We start from the raw sequence: 22,613 nt of genomic DNA on the forward strand, positions 1-22,613 counted from the left end.
TCCAGAAGATGACTCTTCTAACGGTGCTCTCATGACTCCGCACAAACAATCCAAAGGGCCTCGGCGCCACGCTTACGATTGAACACCGTAGTTCTCCGGTGGAGAACGAAGTTTGCAATGTAAGTAGGCCGCCTCAGTTGGCGTCCTCTCCTGCTTCTGGAGGATTATAGTCATCGTGGAAGGGCAGCATGAAATCGCTGCCTCACTGCGGAAAGTTAAGCAGCACACATCGCCGTGGCGGCATTTGGCAATCGCATTGCTGATGGCGATGTTGCGCCATTCTTCTCGGCGCAATGTTCCTTTTCTATGAACATTCTGAAGACTTGAAATTCAACTTTTCAAAGCAGCAAACAGCGCCGGTCAAGAAGGCTTGACTAGGTTTTCTCCAGCCAACTATCAGCGTCCTAAAGTCCTAATTCCCCTCTGCGGGTGTCAAAAGTGGACCGACGCAGCCGTTAACTTTTGATTAAACCGCGCTATTGCGACTTATCGTTCATACTTGCGAGCAGCCCGGCTCCGCGCCGGGCTTTTCGTTAAGATTCCCCTCTGCGGGTGAGCGAAAGAAAGGCCCCAGCCGTTGTTCGGACGGCTGGAGCCTGTTGGGGCATCCGGTGTTGGGAGCGAATGCGAGTCCAAGAATGCGGAAGTTTCCCTGCAGGTTCCATCACCCGTAAATTTCCCAGGGGCGTCCTAACCACCTCTGCGGAGCCCAAATAAAAGGCCCCAGCTCCGGGCAACGAGGGGAGAGCTAGGGCCTGCTTGTTGGTGCGTTGGGGGAAACGCATCGGTGAAACCTCGCAATCGGACCAAGGTTCCTCGCATTAAAAGGGCCACTGCTTTGCACAGCGGCCCCTCCCCGGGTTTCAAATTATTCGAATGAAATCTTTTGTTTCCTGCCCGGCTTGCCGAGTTTTCCCGGTTGCCGAGGTTCCGACTAGAACATATGTGAATCGGCGTTCTCCTACTTTGGTTGGATGCGGATTCCGATCGATTTGGCCCAGGATTCCGAGATGATCTCGCCCACCACTTCCGATTTGAAGTCGCCCACCCGTTCCGAGATGATGTCCCCCACCATTCCGGGATGATGTCGCCCCGGTGACGAGACCTCTTCTGGCTCCCATAGGGTCAGCCTTTCGGCTTTGCGAAGGGGGACCCGCTTGCGATGCGCCGTGTGCGCGATGTGATCAGGATGAAGGCGGCTGGGCTGCCGAGCCGCGAGATTGCTCGGCGGATGGGCGCGGCGCCCTCGACAGTGCGGCTGACCATCCGGCGGTTCAAGGCCGCAGGCCCAAGCTGGCCGTTGCCCGACGAACTCACGGACGCGGTCCTGGAGGCCCGCCTGTTCGCCAAGATCGGCAACGGTAACCGGCAGGGTCATCGCCGCATCGCAAGCCCGACTGGGCGGCGGTGCACCGCGAGCTCAAGCGCAAGCACGTGACGCTGTCGATCCTTTGGGAGGAGTACATCGGCGCCGAGCCCGGCGGAATACCGGTACTCGCGCTTCTGCGAGCTTTACCGCGCCTGGGAGGGACGCCTGTCGGTGACGATGCGCCAGGCGCACGCGGTCGGCGACAAGCTGTTCGTCGACTACGCGGGCGACGGCGTGCCGGTGGTGGTCGACCGCCTCACCGGCGAGCGGAGGACGGCGCAGATCTTCGTCGCCGTGCTCGGCGCCTCGAGCTTCACCTACGCACAGGCAACGTGGACGCAGGGGCTCGGCGACTGGATCAGGGCCCATGTTGGCGCCTTCGCGGCGATCGGCGGCGTCCCGGCGCTCTTGGTGCCTGACAACACCAAAGTCGCAGTCATCAAGGCGAGCCTCTACGACCCGCAGATCAATCGCACCTATGCGGAGATGGCCGCGCATTACGGCACGGCCGTCTTGCCGGCGCGACCTCGCAAGCCGCGCGAAAAGGCCAAGGTCGAGCAGGCCGTCCTCATCATCGAGCCCTGGCTGCTCGGCCGCCTGCGCCACCGCGTCTTCTACAGCCTCGCCGAGGTCAACGCAGCGATCGGCGAGTTGCTCGCCAGGCTCAACGAGGAGCGGCCGATCCGGCGGCTCGGCGTGACGCGCCGCCGGCTGCTCGAGGAGATCGACCGGCCGGCGCTCAAGCCGTTGCCGGCGAGCCCCTACGTGCTCGCCCAGTGGCGGATCCGCCGCGTCAGCCTCGACTACCACGTCGAGGTGGAGAAGCATTATTACAGCGTTCCGCATCGCTTCGCGCGTGCCGAGGTCGAGGTGCGGTTCACCGCCCGCACCGTCGAGATCTTCCACAAGGGCGAGCGGATTGCCGCGCATCAGCGCATAAGTGGCAATCACAAGCACACCACCGTGCCGGAGCACATGGCCTCCAGCCATCGGCGCTACGCCGGCTGGACTATCGGGCGTATCCGTCAGGACGCCGCCGCGATCGGCCGGCAACCAACGCGTTGTGCGACCTCATTCTCGACGAGCGCTCTCACCCGAACAAGGCTTCCGCGCCTGCCTCGGCATCCTCAGGCTGGCCGCCTCCTATGGGCGCGAACGGTTGGACGCGGCGGCTGCGCGGGCGATCGACATCGGCGCGCGCACTTATGGCTCGGTCAAGTCGACCCTCGCCAACAATCTCGATCGGCGTCCCGCTTACCAGCGCTCCGCGGACGATGGGCCGATCCTGCATGCCAACATCCGCGGACCGCGCTACTGCAATTAGGAGACCGTCCCTTGCTCACCCATCCGACCCTCGACCGCCTCAACCCCCTCGGCCTCCACGGCATGGCCAAGGCCTTCGCCGACATCGAAGCCGCCGGTGAGGCTGGCAGCCTCGGTCACGCCGAATGGCTTGCTCCGCTGCTCGAACGTGAAGCCTCGCTGCGGCACGACAAACGGCTCGCCACTCGCCTGCGCTACGCCAAGCTGCGCCAGCAGGCATGCGTCGAGGACATCGACTACCGCACCCCGCGCGGCACCGCCCGCTGTTCGCCAAGCTTGTCGAGGGCCGTTGGATCGACGACCACGTCAATCTCCTGATCTGCGGCCCGGCAGGCGTCGGCAAGAGATGGCTCGCCTCAGCGCTGGGGCCACAAGGGACAGCACCATAAATCAGGCGTTGGCCTGTTTTATCCTCTCTGGCCTAAGTTTAAGTTCGCAGTGGCCTGATTTGTTCTGCCTGACCCATTTGGACATGTGTTCACTGGATGAACACCGTAGTTCTCCCACCGAGAACAGGTTATGACAAATCGCCCCCGGTTTGTTCTTATCATTGGAGGCCATCTGAGGCGGGAAATCGAGCATTGCCCGCGTAAAAAAATTCGCTCGAGGCGAGCTTTAGAACCTCTCCACACGTAACATATGTTAATCTCCCGCCGGATGGAGAAGAATCGACCGCGGACGGGAACGGACTGGACGCCAGAGGAGCTTGAACGTCTTGCGACTCTGGCGAAAAAACGCGCGAGTGCTTCTCAGGCCGCCAAGCTGCTGGGGCGGCGCGTCGGCTCGGTCCGGCGCCAGGCTCGGCAACTCAAGCTTCTTTTCTACAAGAAGCAAGGCGAGCCCAACTAGTGGCCTCTTTTGAACCTGTGCGATCCGGGCGCACTCGCTGACGGGCCCGGCATGTGCTCATCCGCCTAGGCGGGCACAAACGAAACGGCCCCGAGCGTGATCCGGGGCTGGCCGGAGCGCTGGGGCCGCTTCGCCGCAGCCGAATCAAGGGCGCGCTGTGTCACAGCATTCCTCGCTTTCAGGTGGAGCGCATTTACACATGATAGCCAGCGAAAGGCGTTTCTAACTCCCGGGAATGACCATCCTCGTCGGGACAGCAGCGATTATTGGGCTTTCGGCCGCTGCAATCCCGCCCAAGCAGCAACGTTCTTCAACCAGTCGAGGCCGGGCGCTTCGCATCCCCGAGGATCAGCAGCGCCAGAGGTGCCAGGGGGCCGACCGCAGCCGCGATCCAAAACCACGCCCTGGAGGACCTGCTGCGCTCGTGCGCCATCACGCCTGCGAGCGGGATCGATCCAATCGAGATGACGACGAAAAGCCAGAAGCCCATGGCCATCTCCGATATGACGCGGCACGATAGCACGCCAAACGACCAACGGCCCTCCCCTCCGCAAAATGTGACGTGGCGTCGGCCTTCCAAGACGATGCGCATCAACGACGGGAGCGCCGCGCTGCCGTCATGTTTGCGCAATGCTTCGGCACAGAACTTTTCCGCGGCCACCGGCTTTCCCTTGGGATAGCCCGCCGCAACGGGGGGATCGGATCATGACGGAAAACACGCACCAGGATGCCGGCAGGCGCAAACCGCTGCGCGAGGGGGCGCTCGAGGAGTTGGCGAAGTTCGAGCGCAAGGAAAATGAGTTCCGCAGGAAGGATCGCGCCGAACGCGCCGCCGATCTCCGTCTGCCGCTGGACGAGATCCAAGTGCACTGACAAGATGCTAGCCGAAACAGGCTGTTGCCCCCTGTGCATGGGGTTGTTTTGACGCGCTTTGACGGCGCCTGCCCCCCGGCTGCCGCTACATCAGCGCCAGCAGCACGATGCCGATCACCAGCACCACGAAACCAGCCGCCGTTGCGGCGGCGAATGACCGCTCTACCTTGTCCATGATGCCACCCCGCTCTCGGCGCGCCACGTATCCCCCATGGCTTCGCCGTGCGCGCAAAGTGTCGCTAACGGATGTGTCTGAAATTCTGCAGCTGGATGTCTGAATTGGGACGCAAGCACAGCTCTCGAGGGGCCCACAAGCCACGCACAAGCTTGCCTGTCAGGCTCCCGTAAGCTGAACGCGCTACCGTTGTCCGGCTATGGTGTTGCAGCCCAGCACCTCAGCCTCCAATAGCCTTCTGTCCCGCCCGGCTCTCCCCGGGCGGGCTTTTTTCTCTCCAGGGCGCGCGAACCTCGCTCCCCGAGCTGTGAGCTCCGTGGTTCTCCGGCCAAGAACAGAGTTCCTGACCTATTTTGCCGGTCGGCAGTTCCTGGGCGTTCCATCAGCCAAAAAGCGTACCGCAGTTCCATCTTTCGGAATCGGATTTCGCTTGTTTCGAACCGCGCGCGATTGCCGAATTCCGAAGAACTATCCTCGACTTAACCCCACTTTTTGCTTGTCGAGGGAATATTTCCACGCACAACATGTTACTCGGCATGGCAAGTGAATCGTGGAGGTGACCATGAACCACAGGGGCGTTGAGTTCACGGTTGCAAAGACGACGATCCCGGGCATCTGGCAATGGCAGTTCCGGATCGGCGACCAGACCAAGATAGGCAAAACCGAAACGAAGATCGACCTTTTGGCGGTCCGTCGCGTACAGCTGCGAATCGATCGGGAGCTGAGGGCCATCGGTCGCAAGACCGCCTGAAGCGTCAGGGCCGGACCGGGGCTAGTCGGCGCTCGGCAGCCGCCGCATGGTGAATTCGATGTCGCCGCCGGGCAGTTCGCGCCAGGTCTCGACTTCGCTCATATAGCCGGCCTTGGGATAGCGCGCGAAGAAGGCCTGGGCTCTTGCCCGGGCCGCCGCGCGCGGCAGGGTGAAGCTCTCGCGCAAATAACCGTCAGCGGGCGTATCGGCCGCCCCGGCCGCTTGCTTGCGCCGACGCGCCATCCGCTCGGCGAGGTCTCGGGGGCGATCCGCCATTGTCCTCACTCCTCGACGCAACATACTGCGAGGAGATGTAGGATCAGGTCCGGGCGACGGGGAGTCCCATCGGAGGCATCGGCCGCCTTCCGGGACCACCGTCAGTTCGCGGCTGTGCCAGCCTTGGGCTTCCTGGGCGCGCTGCTGGCGGCCGCCTTCGGCGCGGGCTGCTTCGGCGGGTCGGCGCGCATGCCTCCCCAAGGATCGTTGGAGGTTTTGGCGTCCGGAATCTTTTTAAGCGTTTCCTTATAGGCCTTGTCACGTGCGGCATCGGCGGCCTTCTCGTCGTCGGTCTTGGACGGGCCGTCGGCCAGCAGGTTGATATGGGGCGCCTCCTGCGCGAAGGCCGGTCCGGCCAGCACCGCCAGCACCGCCGCCATACGGAAAAGCTTCATCACTCACTCCTCGATCATCGATAAAATGGGGCGGATCCCGCCCCTGTCCTTCTCCACGGCTCCGAGCGCCGCTTCAATCGGCTAGAGCCGATCCGATCTGCATGATTTCGGCCCATGGAGCCAGTCATCCCAGATCGGCCCGCACTTGGTGCAGCCGTTCAACGCCAGGCCGAGCACGGCCAGACAAACTACCAGGACACATCGACGCAACATCGTCCACCCGCTCCCAAGCGTGGCATCATATCGGGCCAAGTCAGGCATTTTCAAGCCGCCGCCCCGGTGACTTTGCCGCGCCCACGCAGGCAGAATGAACGAAACATCCGGCAACACAGGAGGGAAAGAGAGCAATGCCATCGCAGCCAGACACCGAGTTCGGCATCGCTGAGGCCAGACGCGTCCTCGGCGAGGTCTTTGCGCCCTGGATCCAGGATCTCAACCTCTCCATCGAGCGTATCGACTACACCCCGCCTCCGGAGACTCAGGACTGGCAGCCGGGCGCGCTGCTCCGAATGCCGTTCTCGGAACGGCTGTGCCGCAACGGCGGCGTAGTCTGTGGTCAGGCGTTGATGGCCCTGGCCGACACCGCGATGGTGATCGCGAACCTCGCCGCTAACGGCGGCTATCGCCCGATGACGACGGTGGACCAGACCACGCATTTCATGCGCGCGGTCTCCTCGTGCGACGTGCTGGCGGATGCACGCGTGGTACGGCTCGGGCGAACGATGAGCTTTGGCCGCGTCACGCTGCTCTCCGCCGCCGACAACAAGCAGGTGGCGATGGTCTCGAGTGCGTTCGCAATGCTGCCGGGTTGATCGGCGTCCGAAACGAACAGAGCCGCCTGAGCGCAAAGCGCTCCGCGGCTCTCCACGACTTCGAAGCACGACCGTCGAAGCAACACCGGGGCACCATCACGCTCACGCCGTCATCGATACTCTTCAAGAACTATTTGCCGAGGATTTCGTCGGCGGCGGTGACGATACTGACCGTCGGATTCTTCCCGCAGTAGGCGCCGAACTTCTTGGCGTTCTCGACGAATACTTCGGTGTCGATGATCGCGTTGTCCTCGTCGCCCTTGTACCAGCCGTCCATCCAGGTCAGCACGACCCCTATATTGTCTTCGCCGCTGTCGAGCAACTGCTTGCACGTCATGGTGGAAAGGCCCCACTTGAGGGCGTTGGCAGGCATCCACGACAGCGAGAACGCTGCGGCGAGTAGAACGAAAGCGTGATCTTCATCGCAATCTCCATCGGCGCGTAACGCCATAAAGAAGGACTTGTGGGCAAACTCAGCGGAGGTGACTCGCCGCCTCAACGTCGTAAACGAAGTCTGAAGCGCCGTGTAAGTAGCGCCAGTATTGAGTTAAGTTCAACGTAATTTCTATGCACTAATTTTCGATCGTCATTATGGATTGACGTCGATGATCGAGAAACGTGCAACGCAACGACACCGGGTCTTCAAGGGCGGCACGATCTCCTTTGAAAATAGGGGGATTGCGTGCACGGTGCGAAACATATCGGAAGGCGGCGCGGCGATCGATATCGATGCTCCCCTCACACTACCGCTATCATTTACCTTGTCGATCGCGTGCGACAGTTTCGTGCGGAATTGCCGCGCCGTGTGGCGCAGCGAGCGGCGCATTGGCCTCGCTTTCGTGCAATGACGCACGCAAAGTGAACGACTGTTCGCATCGCATCCACAACGCCGTTATCATTGCGTGATACGACGCGAGCGTAGCGCGACGATCATCAGCGGGACCGCCCGCCACGTTGCCGGAGATCGTCGATGTCGCAGGGACGAAAGGCGCGAACCGCGCGGCTCACCAACCGGCTCTCCATGACGAGGCAGGGATCGCACGACCGGCAGCCGGACGATCAAGTGCTTCAGCCGATCCGCCGTCACCTGCTTCGCTTTATTTCGGCTTCTTCGCGGGCGCCCTCGGACGCGCACCACCCCAAGGGTCGTACTTTTCCTTGGGCTCAGGAATGCGCTCGAGTGCGGCCTTGTAAGCTTTCTCATCGACCTTGGGCTTGTTGTCCGCCTTTTGGCCCCCCTCGTTGGGCTGCCGCCGGCCGCCCATCTGCGCCTTCGCTGAACCGACCGTCAGCGCCAGTGCCAGCGCCGCAGCCGCTATGGCCAAAATCCTCATGAACGCAATCCCCTTCACCTGGGGTACAAACTAACCTGCAATCCCGGAATAGCAATGAAGCGGATTCCACCGCTTCAGCAAATGTTGATCGGACAGGGCTTCGTCCCGCCGAATTCGCCCCTATCTGTTGGCCCGCAGGGGACCTTCACGAATGTTGCGAATTGTTGCTCGTGTGGCGATGCTCGCTGGCACGCTCACGCTCGGCGGATGCGGCTTCGCCGATAGCCGCGCACCTGTGCCCGACTTCATGCGCGTCAAGGAAGCCGAGCAGCCTCCGCCAGAACCTCCGCCCGACGTCAAGCGCGTGGTCCGCGAGCAGATCGACGTGGTCTTCCTCAACACCTCTTATCCGCGCGAGGTGCAAGTCGCCTTGCCTCACCACGAGGTCCGCGGACCGGGCTGGACCGCCTGCGTCCGCGCCCAACTCACCTCCGCCACCGGTTCGGCACTGGGCATCCAGACCTACATCGTGACGATATCAGGCGGAAAGGTCGTCGACCGGAGGCGCGCCGAAGCCGATGATATCTGCGGCTCAGAAGCCTACGAGCCGATCTAGGGGCGTACCGCATCATGCGGCAATCAGGTTCCGGGAAAAACCTGTAATTCTCCCGGAACGATCGTGGCCTCCCATTCTTGTTACCGCCGAGGGCAGTTTCCGAGGAGGACAGGATGAGGACGTTCACGATTGCAGTGCTGGCCGGTGTGGCGGCTCTCGCTGCGACGAGCGGCGCGAAGGCCGCCGATCTTTACACGACCAGCGAATACACCAGCCCCGATCTCATTCAGGAGGTCCGGCTCGTCTGTGATGACGCCGGCAATTGCTATCGCGCCCACGGCGGCGCACGCGTGATCGTGCGCGATTCCTATGCGAGGATGCCGCGCGAACGCTATTACGAGCGCCGTACCTATCGCGATTGGGACGATGGCCCGCGCGCCGGCGTCGGCATTCGCGCGCCGGGCGTGAGCGTGGGCGTCGGCGTCGGCGACGACCGCTGGTAAATCTCGCATCATGACGAACGGGCCGGACGAGAACACTCGTCCGGTCCCCTTTGCGTGGCTCGTCGGAAGATCAGACGGCAACCGCCTGCTGCTGGAACTGCTCATATGCCGCAATCGCATCCGCGGCATACATCAGCGACGGACCGCCGCCCATATAGACGGCCATGCCCAGCGCTTCCTCGACCTCTTCGCGCGTCGCAGCGAGCTTGACGAGCGCTTCGGTGTGAAATCCGATACAGCCGTCGCAATGCGCGGCGACGCCGAGCGCGAGCGCAATCAGCTCTTTGGTTTTCTTGTCGAGCGCGCCATCACGCGTGGCCGCCTGGGCGAGCACGGCAAATCCCTTCATCGTGTCGGGAATATCGTTGCGCAGCTTCCTCAAGTTTGCAGAAATATTCCTGGTGATGTCGACGTAGTTCTTGTCCATCGCACCCTCGTTAGCTGGATTTGATTGTGGTCGAAGTCGCCTCGGGCGGTGCGCGCAAGGCGATATAGATCGCGGGAATCACCAGCACGGTCAGCAGCGTCGACGAGGCAAGCCCGAACAGAAGCGAAATTGCCAAGCCCTGAAAAATTGGATCGAGCAGGATGGTCGCGGCGCCGATCATGGCCGCAAGCGCGGTGAGCAGGATCGGCTTGAAGCGAACCGCGCCAGCCTCCAACACCACCTCGCGAAGCGACTTACCGTCTCCAGCGCTGTGCCGGATGAAGTCCACCAGCAGGATCGAGTTACGTACGATGATTCCGGCGAGCGCAATGAAACCGATCATCGAGGTCGCGGTGAACGGCGCGCTCAACAGCCAGTGCCCGATCAGAATGCCGATCAGCGTGAGCGGGATCGGCGTCAGGATGACGAGCGGCAGGCGGAAGCTCCGGAATTGGGCGACCACCAGGACGTAGATGCCGAGGATTGCGGCACCGAAAGCTGCGCCCATGTCACGGAAGGTCACCCAAGTAATTTCCCATTCGCCGTCCCACAGCAGCGTGGGACGCGACTCGTCCGACGGTTGGCCGTGCAGGTTGATCGCAGGCTTCGGCAGCTTGCCCCAGTCATGGGCATCGACCCGATCGGCGACAGCGAGCATGCCGTAGAGCGGCGCCTCGAAACGCCCGGCGAGCTCGGCCATCACCATGTCGGCAAAGCGGCCGTCACGGCGGAAGATCGTCGGTGAGCCCTCCTCCATCGTCGCCTTCACGACCTGTCCGAGTTCGACCACCGTCTTGCTGCCGGGCAACGTATTGGCCGGCACGGGCGTAGAGGCCAGCGCCTCGTCCCAGACCAGATCGCGCTTTCCGAGATGCACCGCGATCTCGATCGGATTGCGATCCTCGCCGCGATGCGAATAGCCGATCGAGGTGCCGCCGAACAATGCCTGGATCGTATCGTAGACATCGCGCTGCTCGACGCCGAAGAATTCAAGCCGCTCCTGGTCGATCGAGAGCCGCAGCCGGGGCCGCTTCTCGCCGATGGAATCATCGATGTCGACAATGAAGGGCACCTCCGCGAAGATCTTCTTCAGTTCCGCAGTGACGGCGCGGCGGGTGGCCGCATCGGGACCGTAGACCTCGGCAAGCAGGGTCGAGAGCACCGGGGGCCCGGGCGGCACTTCGACCACCTTGATGCTGGTGCCCTTGGGTGGATCGAGCGCCTTCATCTTCTCGCGTAGCTCGAGGGCGATCTCATGGCTGGCCCGCTTGCGCTCGCCGCGGGGAGCCAGATTGACCTGCACCTCACCGAGTTCGGGGCGCTCGCGCAAATAATAGTGCCGCACCAGGCCGTTGAAATTGAAGGGCGCCGGTGTGCCGGCGTAGGATTGCAGCGAGGTGACCTCCGGCACTTGTCGCGCAAGCTCGGCCGCGCCGAACAGCACGCGCTCGGTCGCTTCCAGGCTCGCCCCTTCCGGCAGATCGACGATCACCGCGATCTCGGACTTGTTGTCGAACGGCAAAAGCTTCACCGTCACCGATTTGGTCGCAAACAGCGTCATCGACAGCAGCGTCGCAACACCGACGCCGAGCAGGAATATCCAGGCCGAACGCTTGCTCCGCACGATCGGCGTGGCGAAGCGCCGGTAGATTCGGCCGAGCCGTCCCTCATCGTGCGCCGCATGGGCCGCGGCGTTATCGCCTCTCGGCGCGAGCTTGAGCATCAGCCACGGAGCTACCACCATCGCGACGAAGAACGAGAACAGCATGGCTGCCGACGCATTGGCTGGAATCGGTGCCATATAGGGGCCCATCAGGCCCGACACGAACAGCATCGGCAACAGCGCGGCGACCACCGTCAAGGTCGCGACGATGGTGGGGTTGCCGACTTCCGCCACGGCCTCGATGGTCGCCTGCACGCGCGGCCGCCCGTCGCGCATGCCCCAGTGCCGCGCGATGTTCTCGACCACGACGATGGCGTCGTCGACGAGAATGCCGATCGAAAAGATCAGCGCGAATAAACTGACCCGGTTGATGGTGTAGCCCATCAGGTTGGCGGCGAACATCGTCAGCAGGATCGTCGTGGGGATCACGACGAAAGTCACGAGTGCCTCGCGCCAGCCGATGGCGATCGCAATCAGAACCACAATCGAGATCGTCGCGAGCCCGAGGTGAAACAACAGCTCGTTGGCCTTCTCGTTGGCCGTCTCGCCGTAGTCGCGCGTCACCGTCACCTGGACGTCGTCGGGGATGAGGCGAGACTTCAGGCCATCGAGGCGTTTGGCAATGTTTTCCGATACCACAACCGCATTGGCACCGGCGCGTTTGGCCAGGGCCAGGCTGACTGCGGGCGTGCGTGCCCACTGTCCCCCCGCGTCGTGCGAATCCGTCCAGACCCGATGCTCGATGGTGCTCGGCCCGACGACAACGGAGGCGACGTCCTTGACGTAGACCGGGCGGCCGTCCCGACTCGTGATGAGCAGCAATCCGATATCCGGGATACCCGATAGCGTCTGGCCGGCCGCGACGTTCCGTACAACGCCGGCGTCGCGCACCTGTCCCGCCAGGAATGACCGGTTGGCATCCTTCACCTTGGCCACGAGCTGCTGCAGCGTGACGCCGAACAGCGACAGCTTCTCAGGATCTGGCTCGACCCGGATCTGCTGCGGCGCGCCGCCCGAAACGTAAGTCAGGCCGATATCGTCCACCTTCATCAGCTCGGCGCGCAGTTTGTCGGCGAGCTCGTACAGATCCTTGTCGGTCCAGCGGCTGGCCGCTTCGGGCTTGGGCGAAAGCGTCAGCACCGTCACCGCGACATCATTGATGCCCCGGCCGACAATCAGTGGCTCGGGGATGCCGACGGGAATGCGATCGAGATTGGCGCGGATCTTCTCGTGCACCCGAAGGATCGCGTCCTCGAACTTGGTGCCGACGAGGAAGCGCGCTGTCACCATCACGCGGTCGTCCTCGGTCTGGCTGTAGACGTGCTCGACGCCGTCGATGCCCTTGACGATCGATTCCAGCGGCTTGCTCACCAGCTCCACGGCGTCCGGCCCGCGCAGGCCGTCGGCATTGACCCGGATGTCCACCATGGGAACGCTGATCTGCGGTTCCTCCTCGCGCGGGATCGCCACCACGGCGATGAGCCCGACGACCAGTGCCGCAAGCAGGAACAGCGGCGTCAGCGGAGATGCGATGGTCGACCTTGTCAACCGACCCGACAGCCCGAGATTCACGGCCGCACCAATTGGTCGCCGGCTGAAAGGCCGGACAGGATCTCGAGACCGTCGGGAAGCGTCGGCGTCGGCAACTCGCGGCCGCGCTGCACCGGCACATCGATTGTTCCGGTGTCCTTCTGAAGCCGAACGTAATCGATGCCGAACCGGCTCGTCACGTAACCGGACGGGATAATGAAGGCCGAGCGCGTTCCGCCGGAGATCCAGACCCGCAAGCGGTCACCGACGTAGTACTCACCGAGGCCTTCGACGGTCGCATCCGCAATGACGCGCCCCTCTTCGATCTGGGGATAGACGAGGTCGATAACGCCCGACTTGGCGGCTTCGCCGACGAACTCCGCGCCGTCGATGCGAATCTTGTCTCCCGCCTTGAGGAAGCGCGCATGCCGCTCCGGGACGCGAAGCCGCAGTTTGAAATTCTGCTGGGCGACAGTGACGATGGGATCGCCTGCGAGCACCACCGAGCCAACGGTGATGAGCCTCTTCAGCACGCGACCATCCGCCGGCGCCAGCACCTGCCCTTGATTGAGCTGTTCGTTAATGACAGCGCGTTCTGCCGTTTTGGCGCGCAAGCCGTTTTCGGCGACGTTGAGTGCCGTCCGCTGCTCGTCGAGCTTGATCCGCGGCAGGATACCGCGCTCGACCAGCCCTTCGGTCCGGGTGAAGTCGAGCTGCGCCTGGTTCGCCTGTGCCTGCAGCGCCTCGATCTGCGCGTCGAGCGATTTCATCTGCAGCACGAGTTTTTCGTCGCCGATGGTCGCGATCGCCTGGCCCGCGGCAACGCGGTCCCCTTCCCTCACCTTGAGCTGGGCCACCGTGCCGCCGATGCGCCCGCGCGCCGGCACCACGCTGATGCTTTCGACGGTGGCGAATACAGCTTTTTCGTCGGCGATCGATTGCCGCGTCACGACGAGTGTTTCGGCCGCCGCGGGTTTTCCAGACAAGCCGGCCGCCGCGAAGGCGGCAAGCAGGCCCAAACATCTCGCGATACATCGCATGGAACTTTTCCGTGTCATGATCAAAGCATCACCACGCCGCTGCGCGGCTCATTTCACCTGCATCGGAGTGGGGCGCGTTGATCCTTCTCAAGGCGCCCGTCCCCGAGCTCTCCTAGGTTTCACTTGGTCTTGGCAGACTTCGGCGCGCAAAACGCCTGGTAAAGCGTCTTCAGGACCTCGCGCGCCGGTTCGCTCGCGATCGAATAGAAGATCGTCTGCGCCTCGCGCCGGGCGGACACCAAGCCATCCTTGCGAAGGAGCGCAAGATGTTGCGAGACGGTGGAGTCGCGCAGATCGAGGAACTCGGCGAGTTCGCCGACGGATCGTTCGCCGTCGATCAACTGACAGATGATCAGCAGCCGGTGCCGGTTCGCGAGAGCCTTCAGCAGCTCGCTCGCCTGATCCGCCGCCCGCTCCATGACCTCAACGTTCATCTTCATACTTGCGTATATACGCAAATACGAATATATAGTCAAGCACTGCACGACAGCCGGAACTGAACCGGCGGAGCAGATTGGTCCAACGGAGGTACCCATGGCGGAAGTCGTTGTAATCGGAGCCGGCCTGAGCGGAACGCTGATGGCCTATGAATTGCTGCCCCAATTGAGAAAGGACGATCGTCTCAGCGTCATCTCGCAAGGCGCCGTCTATCATTTCGTGCCCTCGAACCCCTGGGTCGCGGTCGGCTGGCGCAAGCGCGAAGAGATCGAGATCGATCTCGCCGATGTCATGAAGCGCAAGGGCGTGCGGCTGCTGACACAGGGCGCAAAGCGTGTCCACCCGACCGAGAACCGTGTCGAACTCGGCGACGGCACGTCGATCGACTATGATTATTTGGTCGTCGCCACCGGCCCCGAGCTGGCGTTCGACGAAATTCCGGGTCTCGGGCCGCAGGGCCACACCCAGTCGATCTGCCACGTCGACCATGCCGCGCATGCCCGTGAAGCCTTCGAGAAGCTCGCGGCCAATCCCGGTCCGGTCGTAATCGGAGCCGTTCAAGGCGCCTCCTGCTTCGGCCCGGCCTACGAATTTCTCTTCATTCTGGAAACCGAGCTGCGCCGGCGGAAGCTGCGCGACCGGGTCCCCATGACGTTCGTCACCTCGGAGCCCTATATCGGCCATCTCGGGCTCGACGGCGTCGGTGACACCAAGGGCCTTCTGGAAAGCGAGATGCGCGAGAAGCACATCAAGTGGATCACCAACGCCCGCGTCGACAAGGTCGCCCCCGGCATGATGTCGGTGGAGGAGTTCGCCGACAACGGCACGTCTCACAAGGCCCACGAGCTGCCCTTCGCCTATTCGATGATGTTGCCCGCGTTTCGCGGCGTCGAGGCGGTACGGGGCATCGAGAAACTGACCAATCCGCGCGGCTTCGTCGTCGTCGACAAGCATCAGCAGAACCCCACCTTCCCCAACATCTTTGCGGTCGGTGTCTGCGTCGCGATCGCGCCGGTCGGCGCGACACCGGTGCCCGTCGGCGTCCCCAAGACCGGCTTCATGATCGAATCCATGGTGACGGCGACTGCGATCAACATCGGCGCCCTGCTCCGCGGCAAGGCGCCGACGGCACAACCGACCTGGAATGCGATCTGCCTCGCCGATTTCGGCGATTCCGGCGTCGCCTTCCTCGCGCAGCCGCAGATCCCGCCGCGCAACGTGAACTGGTCGTCCAAGGGCGAGTGGGTGCACTTCGCCAAGGTCGCCTTCGAGAAATACTTCCTGCGCAAGATGCGGCGGGGCGAGAGCGAGCCGTTCTACGAGCGCTTCGTTCTCGACAAGCTGAATATCGCCAAGATCAAGGAGGTTCGAACCGGCACATGAGCACGCCACGCCAGATCGTCTGTGGCAGTTGCGGGCGCATCAATCGCCTGCCAGTCGAACGCGCGCCTGAGGGCGCGCGCTGCGGCGCCTGTCACCAGCCGATGTTCACCGGTCATCCGATCGAGGTGAACGAAGAAGCGTTCAGCCGCCATGTCGCCAACAACGATATTCCCGTGCTGGTGGATGTCTGGGCGCCCTGGTGCGGCCCGTGCCGCGCCATGGCGCCGATGTTCGAGCGCGCCGCACAACAGCTGGAGCCGAAGGTCCGGCTGCTGAAACTCAATTCGGACAACGCGCCTGCAATCTCGTCACGCTTCAACATCAGCGGCATCCCGACGCTGCTGCTGATGCGCGGCGGGCGCGATGGACGCACGCAGCATCGTGGCCTGGACCGAGGCCAGTCTGACCCGTTCACGTGATCACACCTAAGAGGAGCATACCATGAATGTCGATAAAGCCGTTCTCGCCTTCGCAGGATTCGTCGTCCTGCTCGGACTTGCGCTGGGCACATACGTCAATGAGTACTGGTACCTGCTGACGGCCTTTGCCGGGCTGAACATGTTGCAGGCCTCGTTTACGGGCTTCTGCCCCGCGGCGATCGTGTTCAAGAAGCTGGGCCTGAACAGCGGCTGCGCGTTCTCGTGAACGCGCCGGCGTAGATTGTGATGCGGGGGAATTTGCCATGACCGACGACACCTTCATCGAAGGGCCTCTCTACGAGAAGCGCAAGAAGGTCTATCCACAGTCGGTGCACGGCACGTTCCGCCGCATCAAATGGGCGATCCTCTGCGTCACGCTCGGGATTTACTACCTGTTGCCGTTCGTGCGCTGGAATCGCGGGCCCGGCCTGCCCGACCAGGCGGTGCTGATCGACCTGCCGCATCGCCGCTTCTATTTCTTCTTCATCGAGCTGTGGCCGCAGGAGGTCTATTACTTCACCGGCCTGCTGATCATCGCTGCGATGACGCTGTTCCTGATGAACGCGGTGGCAGGGCGGCTGTGGTGCGGCTATTTGTGCCCACAGACGGTGTGGACCGACCTGTTCTACGCGGTCGAGCGCTGGGTCGAAGGCGACCGGCGCGAGCGCATGCAGGGCGACAAGCGTTACTGGAGCTTCGATCACATCCGGAAAGTCGCAACCAAGCACTTCCTCTGGATCATGATCGCGTGGTGGACCGGTGGCGCCTGGGTGCTCTATTTCGATGACGCACCGACCCTGGTGAAAGAACTGGCGACTTTCCAGGCCCCCTTCATCGCCTATCTCTGGATCGGCATCCTTACCGCCACGACTTACCTTTTCGCCGGGCACGCCCGCGAGCAGACCTGCATCTACATGTGCCCCTGGCCGCGCATCCAGGCGGCACTGACCGACGAGTGGGCGCTCAACGTCACCTATCGCCGGGACCGCGGCGAGCCGCGCATGTCGGTGAAGAAGGCGGAGGCCGCCCGTGCCCATGGCGATGTCGCCGGTGACTGCGTCGACTGCCATCAGTGCATCAATGTCTGCCCGACCGGCGTCGACATCCGCCATGGCATCCAGCTCGGCTGCATCCAATGCGGCCTTTGCATCGATGCCTGCAACAACGTGATGGGCGAGATCGGCCGGCCAGGCGGCCTGATCGGCTACGACACCGACATCAACATGCAGCGCCGCCGCGAGGGCAAGGCGCCGATCTATCGCGTGATCCGCCCGCGCACGCTGATCTATGCTGCCGCCATCGCCCTCGTCGGGACCATCATGCTTTATGCCCTTGCGACACGCAGTACGATGAGCATCAATGTCCTGCACGAGCGCAATCCGCTGTTCGTGCAGCTCGCCGACGGCGGGGTGCGCAACGACTATACCGTTCGCCTCCTCAACAAGGGCATGGCGCGATCGTTCGCAATCGAGGTCTCGGGTCTGCCGGGAGCGACTGCGCGCATCGCCGGCATCGAGCGCCAGCCGGACGGCAGGCTGATCGTCGAGGTCGGTCAGGACCAGACCCGCGAGATCAGGATGTCGGTGCAGGTTCCTCCAGCGCAGTTGCCGAAGTCGACCGTGAATGTCGAGATCGGGTCGACCGATGTTGCGAGCGGACAGACGGCGACCGCCCGCGACCATTTTGTGCCGGCCGACCGATGATGAACTCGGCGAAAGGGCGATGCACCAGATAGGAGCTCATAAGGTCTGGAAATCCATGGCGGCCGGCCTGTGCGGCAACGCCGCCCACAGCACTGTCATGTTCGTGAAGCGCTGGATGGGCTGGCTTCCGACTTTTCACCCCTACCGGGATCTTCAGCATGGCCTGAGCGACTGGCTCGGCGGCGCCGTGCATCCGACCGTGCCCTGGGCCATGTCCTTCGTGAACGGCACTTTGGTGCTCGGCATCCTCTTCCGGTCCACCTACCATCTGCTGCCCGGCCACAACGCGGTCGTGAAGGGATTCGTCTTCGGCATCATGGGCTGGATCGCGATGGGACTGTTCTACTTTCCGATCCTCGGGAGAGGCCCGTTCGCGTCGCATTTGGAGCTCGGCGCGCTTCCCGCAGCCTTCTCCCTCGCGATGGTGCTCGCCTACAGCGTATTCATGGGCATCGCCTTCTCCATGCTGCACTCCGAACCGGGCCGCCTGTGGTCAACGAGCGGTTAACGCTACCGCTCGAATTGAACGCGCATCCCAACGGTATTTTCCAACGTTTGCGCTAAGCATGATCCCGTAACGCCGGCGCTCCTGACGTGAACGGGGACAATTGGACGTGGTCGATATCGCGCACCAGGCTGCGATTGGTCCGGCATCGAAGGATGCAACGCCCGCGCTCGTCCCGCTCACGGCGATCGAGCCCGGCCCGTGGCGCGCACTGGCGCAGCGGGCGGTCGAGCCGAACGGCTATTATTTGCCTGCCTGGGAGCTCGCCGTCAGCGCAAGCGCACGCGGCCGTACGGGCGCCTCGGCCCTGTCGGTCTGCGGCGGCTCATCGACGCGGCTGATCGGATTGATGCCGGTCGTCTCGCTCTGGCAAGCCTGGAAGATTCCCCTCCCCGCTTTGGTGAGCGCGCATCCCTATGGCACGCTGTGCAGCCCGCTGATCGACCGCGACGTCTCGGTCGAGGCCGCGACGCGCCTGTTGCAGCGGGCGCGCAAGGCCGGCGCCCATGCGCTGATCCTGCGCGACGTGGCGCTCGATGGCGCCGCAATGGCTTCGCTCAAGGAAGCGCTCGGCCGTGACCGTCTGACGTCACGCGTCCTCAGCTCCTATGTCCGTGCCAGCCTCGACGCGACACAGGACGGCGACAGGCTGCTGCAGGAGGCCCTCGGCGCCAAGAAGCTCAAGGAGCTGCGCCGGCAGCGGCACCGCCTGGAGGAGCATGGCGCGATCAGCTTCGACGTCGCGCGCAAGGTGGACGAGATCAAGCCCGCGCTCGAAACCTTCCTGCAGCTCGAAGCCAGCGGCTGGAAGGGCAAGCGCGGCACCGCGCTGCTTCAGGACGCGGGCGATGCGGCCTTCATCCGTCGCGCCGTGCCCGCGCTCGCCGAGACCGCGCAGTGCGAGATCGTGACGCTCCACGCCGGTGCGACGCCGGTCGCCGCCGGCATCGTGCTGCGGCACCAGGACCGCGCCTTCTTCTTCAAGCTCGGCATTGACGAGCGCTTCGCCAGATATTCGCCGGGTGTGCAGCTCACGCTCGATCTGACACGCCATCTCTGCGCCGATCCGGTCATTGCGAGCGCGGATTCCACCGCAAGCGCCGACCACCCCATGATCAACCCGATCTGGCGCGGCCGCTTTGCCATCGGCGACGTGCTAATCCCGCTGCGGCGGCACGATCCGATCGTTGCACTGATCCACGCGGCGCTGATTATGCGCGGCCTGGCGCGCGAGACGGCGCGCCGCGCGATCCACCTGCTCCGCAAATAGTTCGCGCTACTCCGCCGCCTGCGCGTTGATCTCGGCCGAGACCTGGCGGATGGCGCGGGCGAGCAGGTTCGGATCCTGCGCGCCGGAAACGGCGTATTTTTGCGCAAACACGTAGGTCGGCACGCCCGAGATTCCTTTCTCGGCGGCCTCCTGCGCGTCGGCCGAGACGCGCGCGACGTCCTCATCGGTGGCGAGGCGCTTGCGGACATCGTCGGCATCGAGGCCGACATCGGCCGCCGCCTGCACCAGCACGTTGACATCGGTCAGATCGCCGCCGTCGCGGAAATACAGCTCCATCAGGCGCTGCTTCATTTCGGGCGCCTTGCCGATCGCCTCGGCCCACAGGATCAGGCGGTGGCAGTCGGTCGTGTTGGGCTGGCGCGCGACCAGTTCGGGTTTGTAGACGAGCCCCTCGTCACTGGCCGCCGCAACCACGCGTCCCGCAATGCCCTTATAGGCCTCCACCGAACCGAACTTGGTGGTGAGATAATCCTCGCGGCTGATGCCCTCGCGCGGCACCCAGGGATTGAGGAAGAACGGACGGAAATTCAGCTTCACCGGCACGTCCGGCACGAGCGCCAGCGCGCTCTCGATCCGGTGCTTGCCGATATAGCACCAGGGGCACACCACGTCGGAGACGACGTCGATCTGGAGCGGTTTCAGGGTGCTCATGAGCGCCTCCTTGGGGCGGTGCGGGTTGGCCCCAAGATAAGCCGAACCCACCCCGAGGCAAGGGGACTGGACGAGACCGCTAGGACATGGCTGCGGCCATCTTCCTGAGCCGCTCGGCTGTGCGCTCGTCGGCCGGAAAGAACGTCTCCAGCGCCAGCTCCGACAGGGTGATGTCGACGGGCGTGCCGAACACCATGGTGGTGGAGAAGAAGCTGAGTATCTCGCCGTCCTGCCGCAGCTTGAAGGGAATCGCGACATTGTCGCCCGCCAGCGGCCCCGATCGCGCCGGAATGGGATAGCTCTTGAGGTCGTTGTAGAGCTTGATCAACTCAGGATCGGCCGTCGCCTCGCATTGCCGGTGCAGGCGCTCGAGCAGATGCGCGCACCACTCCGCCAGATTGACCGTGCGCGGCGCCAATCCTTCGGGATGAAAGGCGAGCCGCAGCACGTTGAAGGGCTGGCCCAGCAGCCGCTCCGGGACGCCGGCGAGCAGCGGCGCCACCATGCGGTTGGCGGACACCAGGTTCCAGTGCCGGTCATAGGCCAGCGCCGGATTTGGCTCATGCGCTTTGAGGACGAGATCGATGGCCTGCCGGGCTGATTTCAAGGCGGGATCCTCCAGCGGACGCTGCGGAAAGGCCGGCGCGTAGCCGGCGGCAACGAGCAGCACGTTGCGTTCGCGCAAGGGAACGTCGAGGCGCTCGGCGAGCCGCAACACCATCTCGCGCGAGGGCGCGGCCCGGCCGGTCTCGACGAAACTCAAATGCCGCGCGGAAATCTCCGCCTCGCCCGCGAGATCGAGCTGGCTCATGCGGCGGCGCTGCCGCCATTCGCGCAAATGGTCGCCGATATGGACCGGCTGGCTGGGTTCGGCGCGTGCCGTGGATGCATGTGCGTTCATGGCCGGAAACCTACCACGCACATTTCGCCCCATCCATTACCACCGAGGTAATCGAATTGGGTCCTGATTGCGCGCATCTTCGGTCACGATAGGAGATGACCATGATCGCGCTGCTGCTCTACCGGACCCTCGCCGACCACATCCTCCCCTGGGGCGTGACCTTCGCGACCCGGATGCTGGCGCGCGGACTCAACATGCCCGAGCCGTTGTTGCACTCGACCGGCGACTACGTCGTCGCGCAGGTCACCGCCTTCGAGCACAGCGTCGGCAGGAGCCTGTGCCCGGTCCGCCTTACCCGCCTGTTCCGCGCCTGGTGGCGCGGACGCCAATAGTTTCACCCCGCGTCCAACCAACCACGGAGACCTCTCATGATCGATGCATCCAGCTTCCTGCGCCGCGCCCTGCTCGCCGATGCCGTCTTCAGCGGGATCGCCGCAATCGGCTTCACCTTCGGTGCCGGCGCGTTCGCGACGCTGTTCAATTTGCCTGAGACGTTGTTGCGCGAAACCGGCCTGTTCCTGCTTGCCTACACCGCGCTGGTCGGCTGGCTGGCTTCGCGCATCATGGTGCCGAAGCCGCTCGTGCTGCTGGTCGTGACCGGCAACGCCGCCTGGACGGTCGGCAGCATCGCGCTGCTGTTCTCAGGCGCGGTGTCACCGAATGTCGCGGGCGAGCTGATGATCGTGGCGCAGGCGATCGCGACGGGCGTGTTCGCCGAGTTGCAATATGTGGGCCTGGGGAAGAGCGGGCGTGTAGCGACTGCGTGAAGATCTCGTGTCCCGGACGCGCTGCAACGCTCTCGCGTTGCGGCGCTGAGCCGCAACCCACGCCGTACGGAGAATTACCCCTTCGCGCGGCCGACCCTGCCGGCAAAATGCTTGCCGTTCAGCTTCTTCTTTTTCATCGCGGTGGTTTTCGCGCCCGCCTTCTGCGCCTTGCGCTCGGCGCGCGCCTTCACCTTGGCGCGTTCGGCACGCGCTTCAGCGCGCTGTTTCTTGCGCTTGTTTTCGCAGGAAGCGCACTTGCAGCCGATCGGCTTCAGATAGGCTTTGAAATAATCGGTGCCATAATCGTAGTTGATCTCCTCGCCCGGCTCGATGTCCTTGATGGCACGGATGAACACCTTGCGCTCGCGCGGACGGACGTCGGATTCGGCATTGGGCCGGCAGGAATGGTTGATGTAGCGGGCGAGATTCTTGCGCACCGAGCCGTCGATCGTCCAGCGGCCGTTGAGCTCGAACAGATATTTGTTCTCGATCTCGTCCTGCTCAGGAATGCGGCAGTCCAGGATCGGCCCGAAATAACGGATGATCCGGGTGCCCTTCTTGATCGGCATGGTGGCGAAGAGGCCGAGTCCGGTCTTGGAACGACCGACGCGATAGGCTTTGCGGGGAGCGATGGCTGGCATGATCGAAAGAAATGAGGACGCAAACTGGGCCGGATGCCCAAGCGAAGCCGCTCTTCTAGAACGATTCCGCGCCGCTGTCAGGTCTTTCGGACTGCGTC

The 22,613-nt window shown here is 63.5% G+C and carries 25 protein-coding genes and 3 pseudogenes; 16 read left to right on the forward strand and 12 right to left on the reverse strand.

Annotated features, from left to right (window positions below; genetic code table 11):
• Positions 1 to 1,162: 1,162 nt before the first annotated feature.
• Positions 1,163 to 2,693: pseudogene (istA, locus tag IF809_RS06460) on the forward strand (IS21 family transposase).
• A gap of 11 nt (positions 2,694 to 2,704) precedes the next feature.
• Positions 2,705 to 3,060: pseudogene (locus tag IF809_RS06465) on the forward strand (ATP-binding protein); the annotation flags it as partial.
• 791 nt (positions 3,061 to 3,851) lie between these two features.
• On the opposite strand, the gene IF809_RS06470 reads toward IF809_RS06465, so the two are convergent.
• Complete coding sequence (locus tag IF809_RS06470) at positions 3,852 to 4,031, reverse strand: hypothetical protein (RefSeq protein WP_453983100.1); 180 nt, start codon at positions 4,029 to 4,031, stop codon at positions 3,852 to 3,854.
• Positions 4,032 to 4,246: 215 nt separating this feature from the next.
• Between IF809_RS06470 and IF809_RS06475 the strand changes: the two genes are divergently transcribed.
• Both IF809_RS06475 and IF809_RS06480 read left to right on the forward strand, forming a co-directional pair.
• Positions 4,247 to 4,414 carry a hypothetical protein gene (locus IF809_RS06475; RefSeq protein ID WP_453983099.1) on the forward strand — a complete coding sequence of 56 codons (168 nt, stop codon included), beginning with the start codon at positions 4,247 to 4,249 and terminating at the stop codon, positions 4,412 to 4,414.
• Between the two features lie 737 nt (positions 4,415 to 5,151).
• Positions 5,152 to 5,340 (forward strand): hypothetical protein, encoded by a 189-nt coding sequence (locus IF809_RS06480; protein WP_453983098.1) that lies wholly within the window; start codon positions 5,152 to 5,154, stop codon positions 5,338 to 5,340.
• A 21-nt stretch (positions 5,341 to 5,361) separates the two neighbouring features.
• Here IF809_RS06480 and IF809_RS06485 read toward each other — a convergent pair whose 3' ends face one another.
• Both IF809_RS06485 and IF809_RS06490 read right to left on the reverse strand, forming a co-directional pair.
• A complete protein-coding gene (locus tag IF809_RS06485; RefSeq protein WP_453983097.1) occupies positions 5,362 to 5,616 on the reverse strand; it encodes a hypothetical protein in 255 nt (84 codons plus the stop codon).
• Between the two features lie 101 nt (positions 5,617 to 5,717).
• Positions 5,718 to 6,011: a hypothetical protein gene (locus IF809_RS06490; protein WP_453983623.1), complete on the reverse strand. Its 294-nt coding sequence runs from the start codon at positions 6,009 to 6,011 to the stop codon at positions 5,718 to 5,720.
• A gap of 347 nt (positions 6,012 to 6,358) precedes the next feature.
• Here IF809_RS06490 and IF809_RS06495 point away from each other — a divergent pair, with 347 nt between their 5' ends.
• Positions 6,359 to 6,823: a PaaI family thioesterase gene (locus IF809_RS06495; RefSeq protein ID WP_453983096.1), complete on the forward strand. Its 465-nt coding sequence runs from the start codon at positions 6,359 to 6,361 to the stop codon at positions 6,821 to 6,823.
• A gap of 130 nt (positions 6,824 to 6,953) precedes the next feature.
• Here IF809_RS06495 and IF809_RS06500 read toward each other — a convergent pair whose 3' ends face one another.
• Positions 6,954 to 7,274, reverse strand: a complete 321-nt coding sequence (locus tag IF809_RS06500) for an HdeA family protein (RefSeq protein ID WP_453983095.1) — start codon at positions 7,272 to 7,274, stop codon at positions 6,954 to 6,956.
• A 154-nt stretch (positions 7,275 to 7,428) separates the two neighbouring features.
• Here IF809_RS06500 and IF809_RS06505 point away from each other — a divergent pair, with 154 nt between their 5' ends.
• Positions 7,429 to 7,671, forward strand: coding sequence for a PilZ domain-containing protein (locus IF809_RS06505; protein ID WP_453983094.1), 243 nt, complete (start codon positions 7,429 to 7,431; stop codon positions 7,669 to 7,671).
• A gap of 249 nt (positions 7,672 to 7,920) precedes the next feature.
• On the opposite strand, the gene IF809_RS06510 is transcribed toward IF809_RS06505, so the two are convergent.
• On the reverse strand, positions 7,921 to 8,157 hold the full coding sequence (locus IF809_RS06510) for a hypothetical protein (RefSeq protein WP_453983093.1): 237 nt from the start codon (positions 8,155 to 8,157) through the stop codon (positions 7,921 to 7,923).
• A gap of 151 nt (positions 8,158 to 8,308) precedes the next feature.
• On the opposite strand from IF809_RS06510, the gene IF809_RS06515 reads away from it, so the two are divergent.
• Positions 8,309 to 8,713: a hypothetical protein gene (locus IF809_RS06515; protein WP_453983092.1), complete on the forward strand. Its 405-nt coding sequence runs from the start codon at positions 8,309 to 8,311 to the stop codon at positions 8,711 to 8,713.
• A gap of 113 nt (positions 8,714 to 8,826) precedes the next feature.
• The gene (locus tag IF809_RS06520; RefSeq protein ID WP_462837138.1) at positions 8,827 to 9,156 is read left to right on the forward strand and encodes a hypothetical protein; all 330 of its coding nucleotides are present in this window, start codon (positions 8,827 to 8,829) and stop codon (positions 9,154 to 9,156) included.
• A gap of 70 nt (positions 9,157 to 9,226) precedes the next feature.
• Here IF809_RS06520 and IF809_RS06525 read toward each other — a convergent pair whose 3' ends face one another.
• The 4 genes from IF809_RS06525 to IF809_RS06540 all read right to left on the reverse strand — a co-directional run bounded on the left by IF809_RS06525 (position 9,227) and on the right by IF809_RS06540 (position 14,235).
• The gene (locus IF809_RS06525) at positions 9,227 to 9,583 is read right to left on the reverse strand and encodes a carboxymuconolactone decarboxylase family protein (protein ID WP_128965462.1); all 357 of its coding nucleotides are present in this window, start codon (positions 9,581 to 9,583) and stop codon (positions 9,227 to 9,229) included.
• Between the two features lie 10 nt (positions 9,584 to 9,593).
• Positions 9,594 to 12,818: an efflux RND transporter permease subunit gene (locus tag IF809_RS06530; RefSeq protein WP_453996961.1), complete on the reverse strand. Its 3,225-nt coding sequence runs from the start codon at positions 12,816 to 12,818 to the stop codon at positions 9,594 to 9,596.
• The gene (locus IF809_RS06535) at positions 12,815 to 13,816 is read right to left on the reverse strand and encodes an efflux RND transporter periplasmic adaptor subunit (RefSeq protein WP_453996959.1); all 1,002 of its coding nucleotides are present in this window, start codon (positions 13,814 to 13,816) and stop codon (positions 12,815 to 12,817) included. Before IF809_RS06535 ends, IF809_RS06530 begins: the two co-directional genes overlap by 4 nt.
• A gap of 119 nt (positions 13,817 to 13,935) precedes the next feature.
• On the reverse strand, positions 13,936 to 14,235 hold the full coding sequence (locus IF809_RS06540; RefSeq protein WP_453983622.1) for an ArsR/SmtB family transcription factor: 300 nt from the start codon (positions 14,233 to 14,235) through the stop codon (positions 13,936 to 13,938).
• A gap of 115 nt (positions 14,236 to 14,350) precedes the next feature.
• Here IF809_RS06540 and IF809_RS06545 point away from each other — a divergent pair, with 115 nt between their 5' ends.
• The 6 genes and pseudogenes from IF809_RS06545 to IF809_RS06570 all read left to right on the forward strand — a co-directional run bounded on the left by IF809_RS06545 (position 14,351) and on the right by IF809_RS06570 (position 19,534).
• Entirely contained in the window at positions 14,351 to 15,637 is a 1,287-nt protein-coding gene (locus IF809_RS06545) for an NAD(P)/FAD-dependent oxidoreductase (RefSeq protein ID WP_453996957.1), read from the forward strand.
• A pseudogene (gene trxC / locus IF809_RS06550) lies at positions 15,634 to 16,066 on the forward strand (thioredoxin TrxC). The gene IF809_RS06545 and the pseudogene trxC overlap by 4 nt, the downstream one beginning before the upstream one ends.
• A 12-nt stretch (positions 16,067 to 16,078) precedes the next feature.
• Positions 16,079 to 16,282 carry a YgaP family membrane protein gene (locus IF809_RS06555; RefSeq protein WP_128965456.1) on the forward strand — a complete coding sequence of 68 codons (204 nt, stop codon included), beginning with the start codon at positions 16,079 to 16,081 and terminating at the stop codon, positions 16,280 to 16,282.
• A 37-nt stretch (positions 16,283 to 16,319) separates the two neighbouring features.
• Positions 16,320 to 17,759: a cytochrome c oxidase accessory protein CcoG gene (ccoG, locus tag IF809_RS06560; protein WP_453983087.1), complete on the forward strand. Its 1,440-nt coding sequence runs from the start codon at positions 16,320 to 16,322 to the stop codon at positions 17,757 to 17,759.
• A gap of 19 nt (positions 17,760 to 17,778) precedes the next feature.
• On the forward strand, positions 17,779 to 18,267 hold the full coding sequence (locus IF809_RS06565; protein ID WP_128965454.1) for a DUF6789 family protein: 489 nt from the start codon (positions 17,779 to 17,781) through the stop codon (positions 18,265 to 18,267).
• Positions 18,268 to 18,373: 106 nt separating this feature from the next.
• Entirely contained in the window at positions 18,374 to 19,534 is a 1,161-nt protein-coding gene (locus IF809_RS06570; protein WP_453996955.1) for a GNAT family N-acetyltransferase, read from the forward strand.
• Between the two features lie 6 nt (positions 19,535 to 19,540).
• Here the strand turns inward: IF809_RS06570 and IF809_RS06575 are convergent, their stop codons facing one another.
• Positions 19,541 to 20,206, reverse strand: a complete 666-nt coding sequence (locus IF809_RS06575) for a DsbA family oxidoreductase (protein ID WP_453983085.1) — start codon at positions 20,204 to 20,206, stop codon at positions 19,541 to 19,543.
• 79 nt (positions 20,207 to 20,285) lie between these two features.
• A complete protein-coding gene (locus IF809_RS06580; protein WP_453983084.1) occupies positions 20,286 to 21,107 on the reverse strand; it encodes a helix-turn-helix domain-containing protein in 822 nt (273 codons plus the stop codon).
• Between the two features lie 101 nt (positions 21,108 to 21,208).
• Here IF809_RS06580 and IF809_RS06585 point away from each other — a divergent pair, with 101 nt between their 5' ends.
• Positions 21,209 to 21,439 (forward strand): hypothetical protein, encoded by a 231-nt coding sequence (locus tag IF809_RS06585; protein ID WP_453983083.1) that lies wholly within the window; start codon positions 21,209 to 21,211, stop codon positions 21,437 to 21,439.
• Between the two features lie 36 nt (positions 21,440 to 21,475).
• Complete coding sequence (locus IF809_RS06590; RefSeq protein WP_462837139.1) at positions 21,476 to 21,874, forward strand: hypothetical protein; 399 nt, start codon at positions 21,476 to 21,478, stop codon at positions 21,872 to 21,874.
• A gap of 74 nt (positions 21,875 to 21,948) precedes the next feature.
• Here IF809_RS06590 and IF809_RS06595 read toward each other — a convergent pair whose 3' ends face one another.
• Positions 21,949 to 22,515, reverse strand: a complete 567-nt coding sequence (locus IF809_RS06595) for an SET domain-containing protein (RefSeq protein ID WP_453983081.1) — start codon at positions 22,513 to 22,515, stop codon at positions 21,949 to 21,951.
• Between the last annotated feature and the right edge of the window lie 98 nt (positions 22,516 to 22,613).

The sequence above is a fragment of the Bradyrhizobium sp. UFLA06-24 genome (assembly GCF_054967145.1).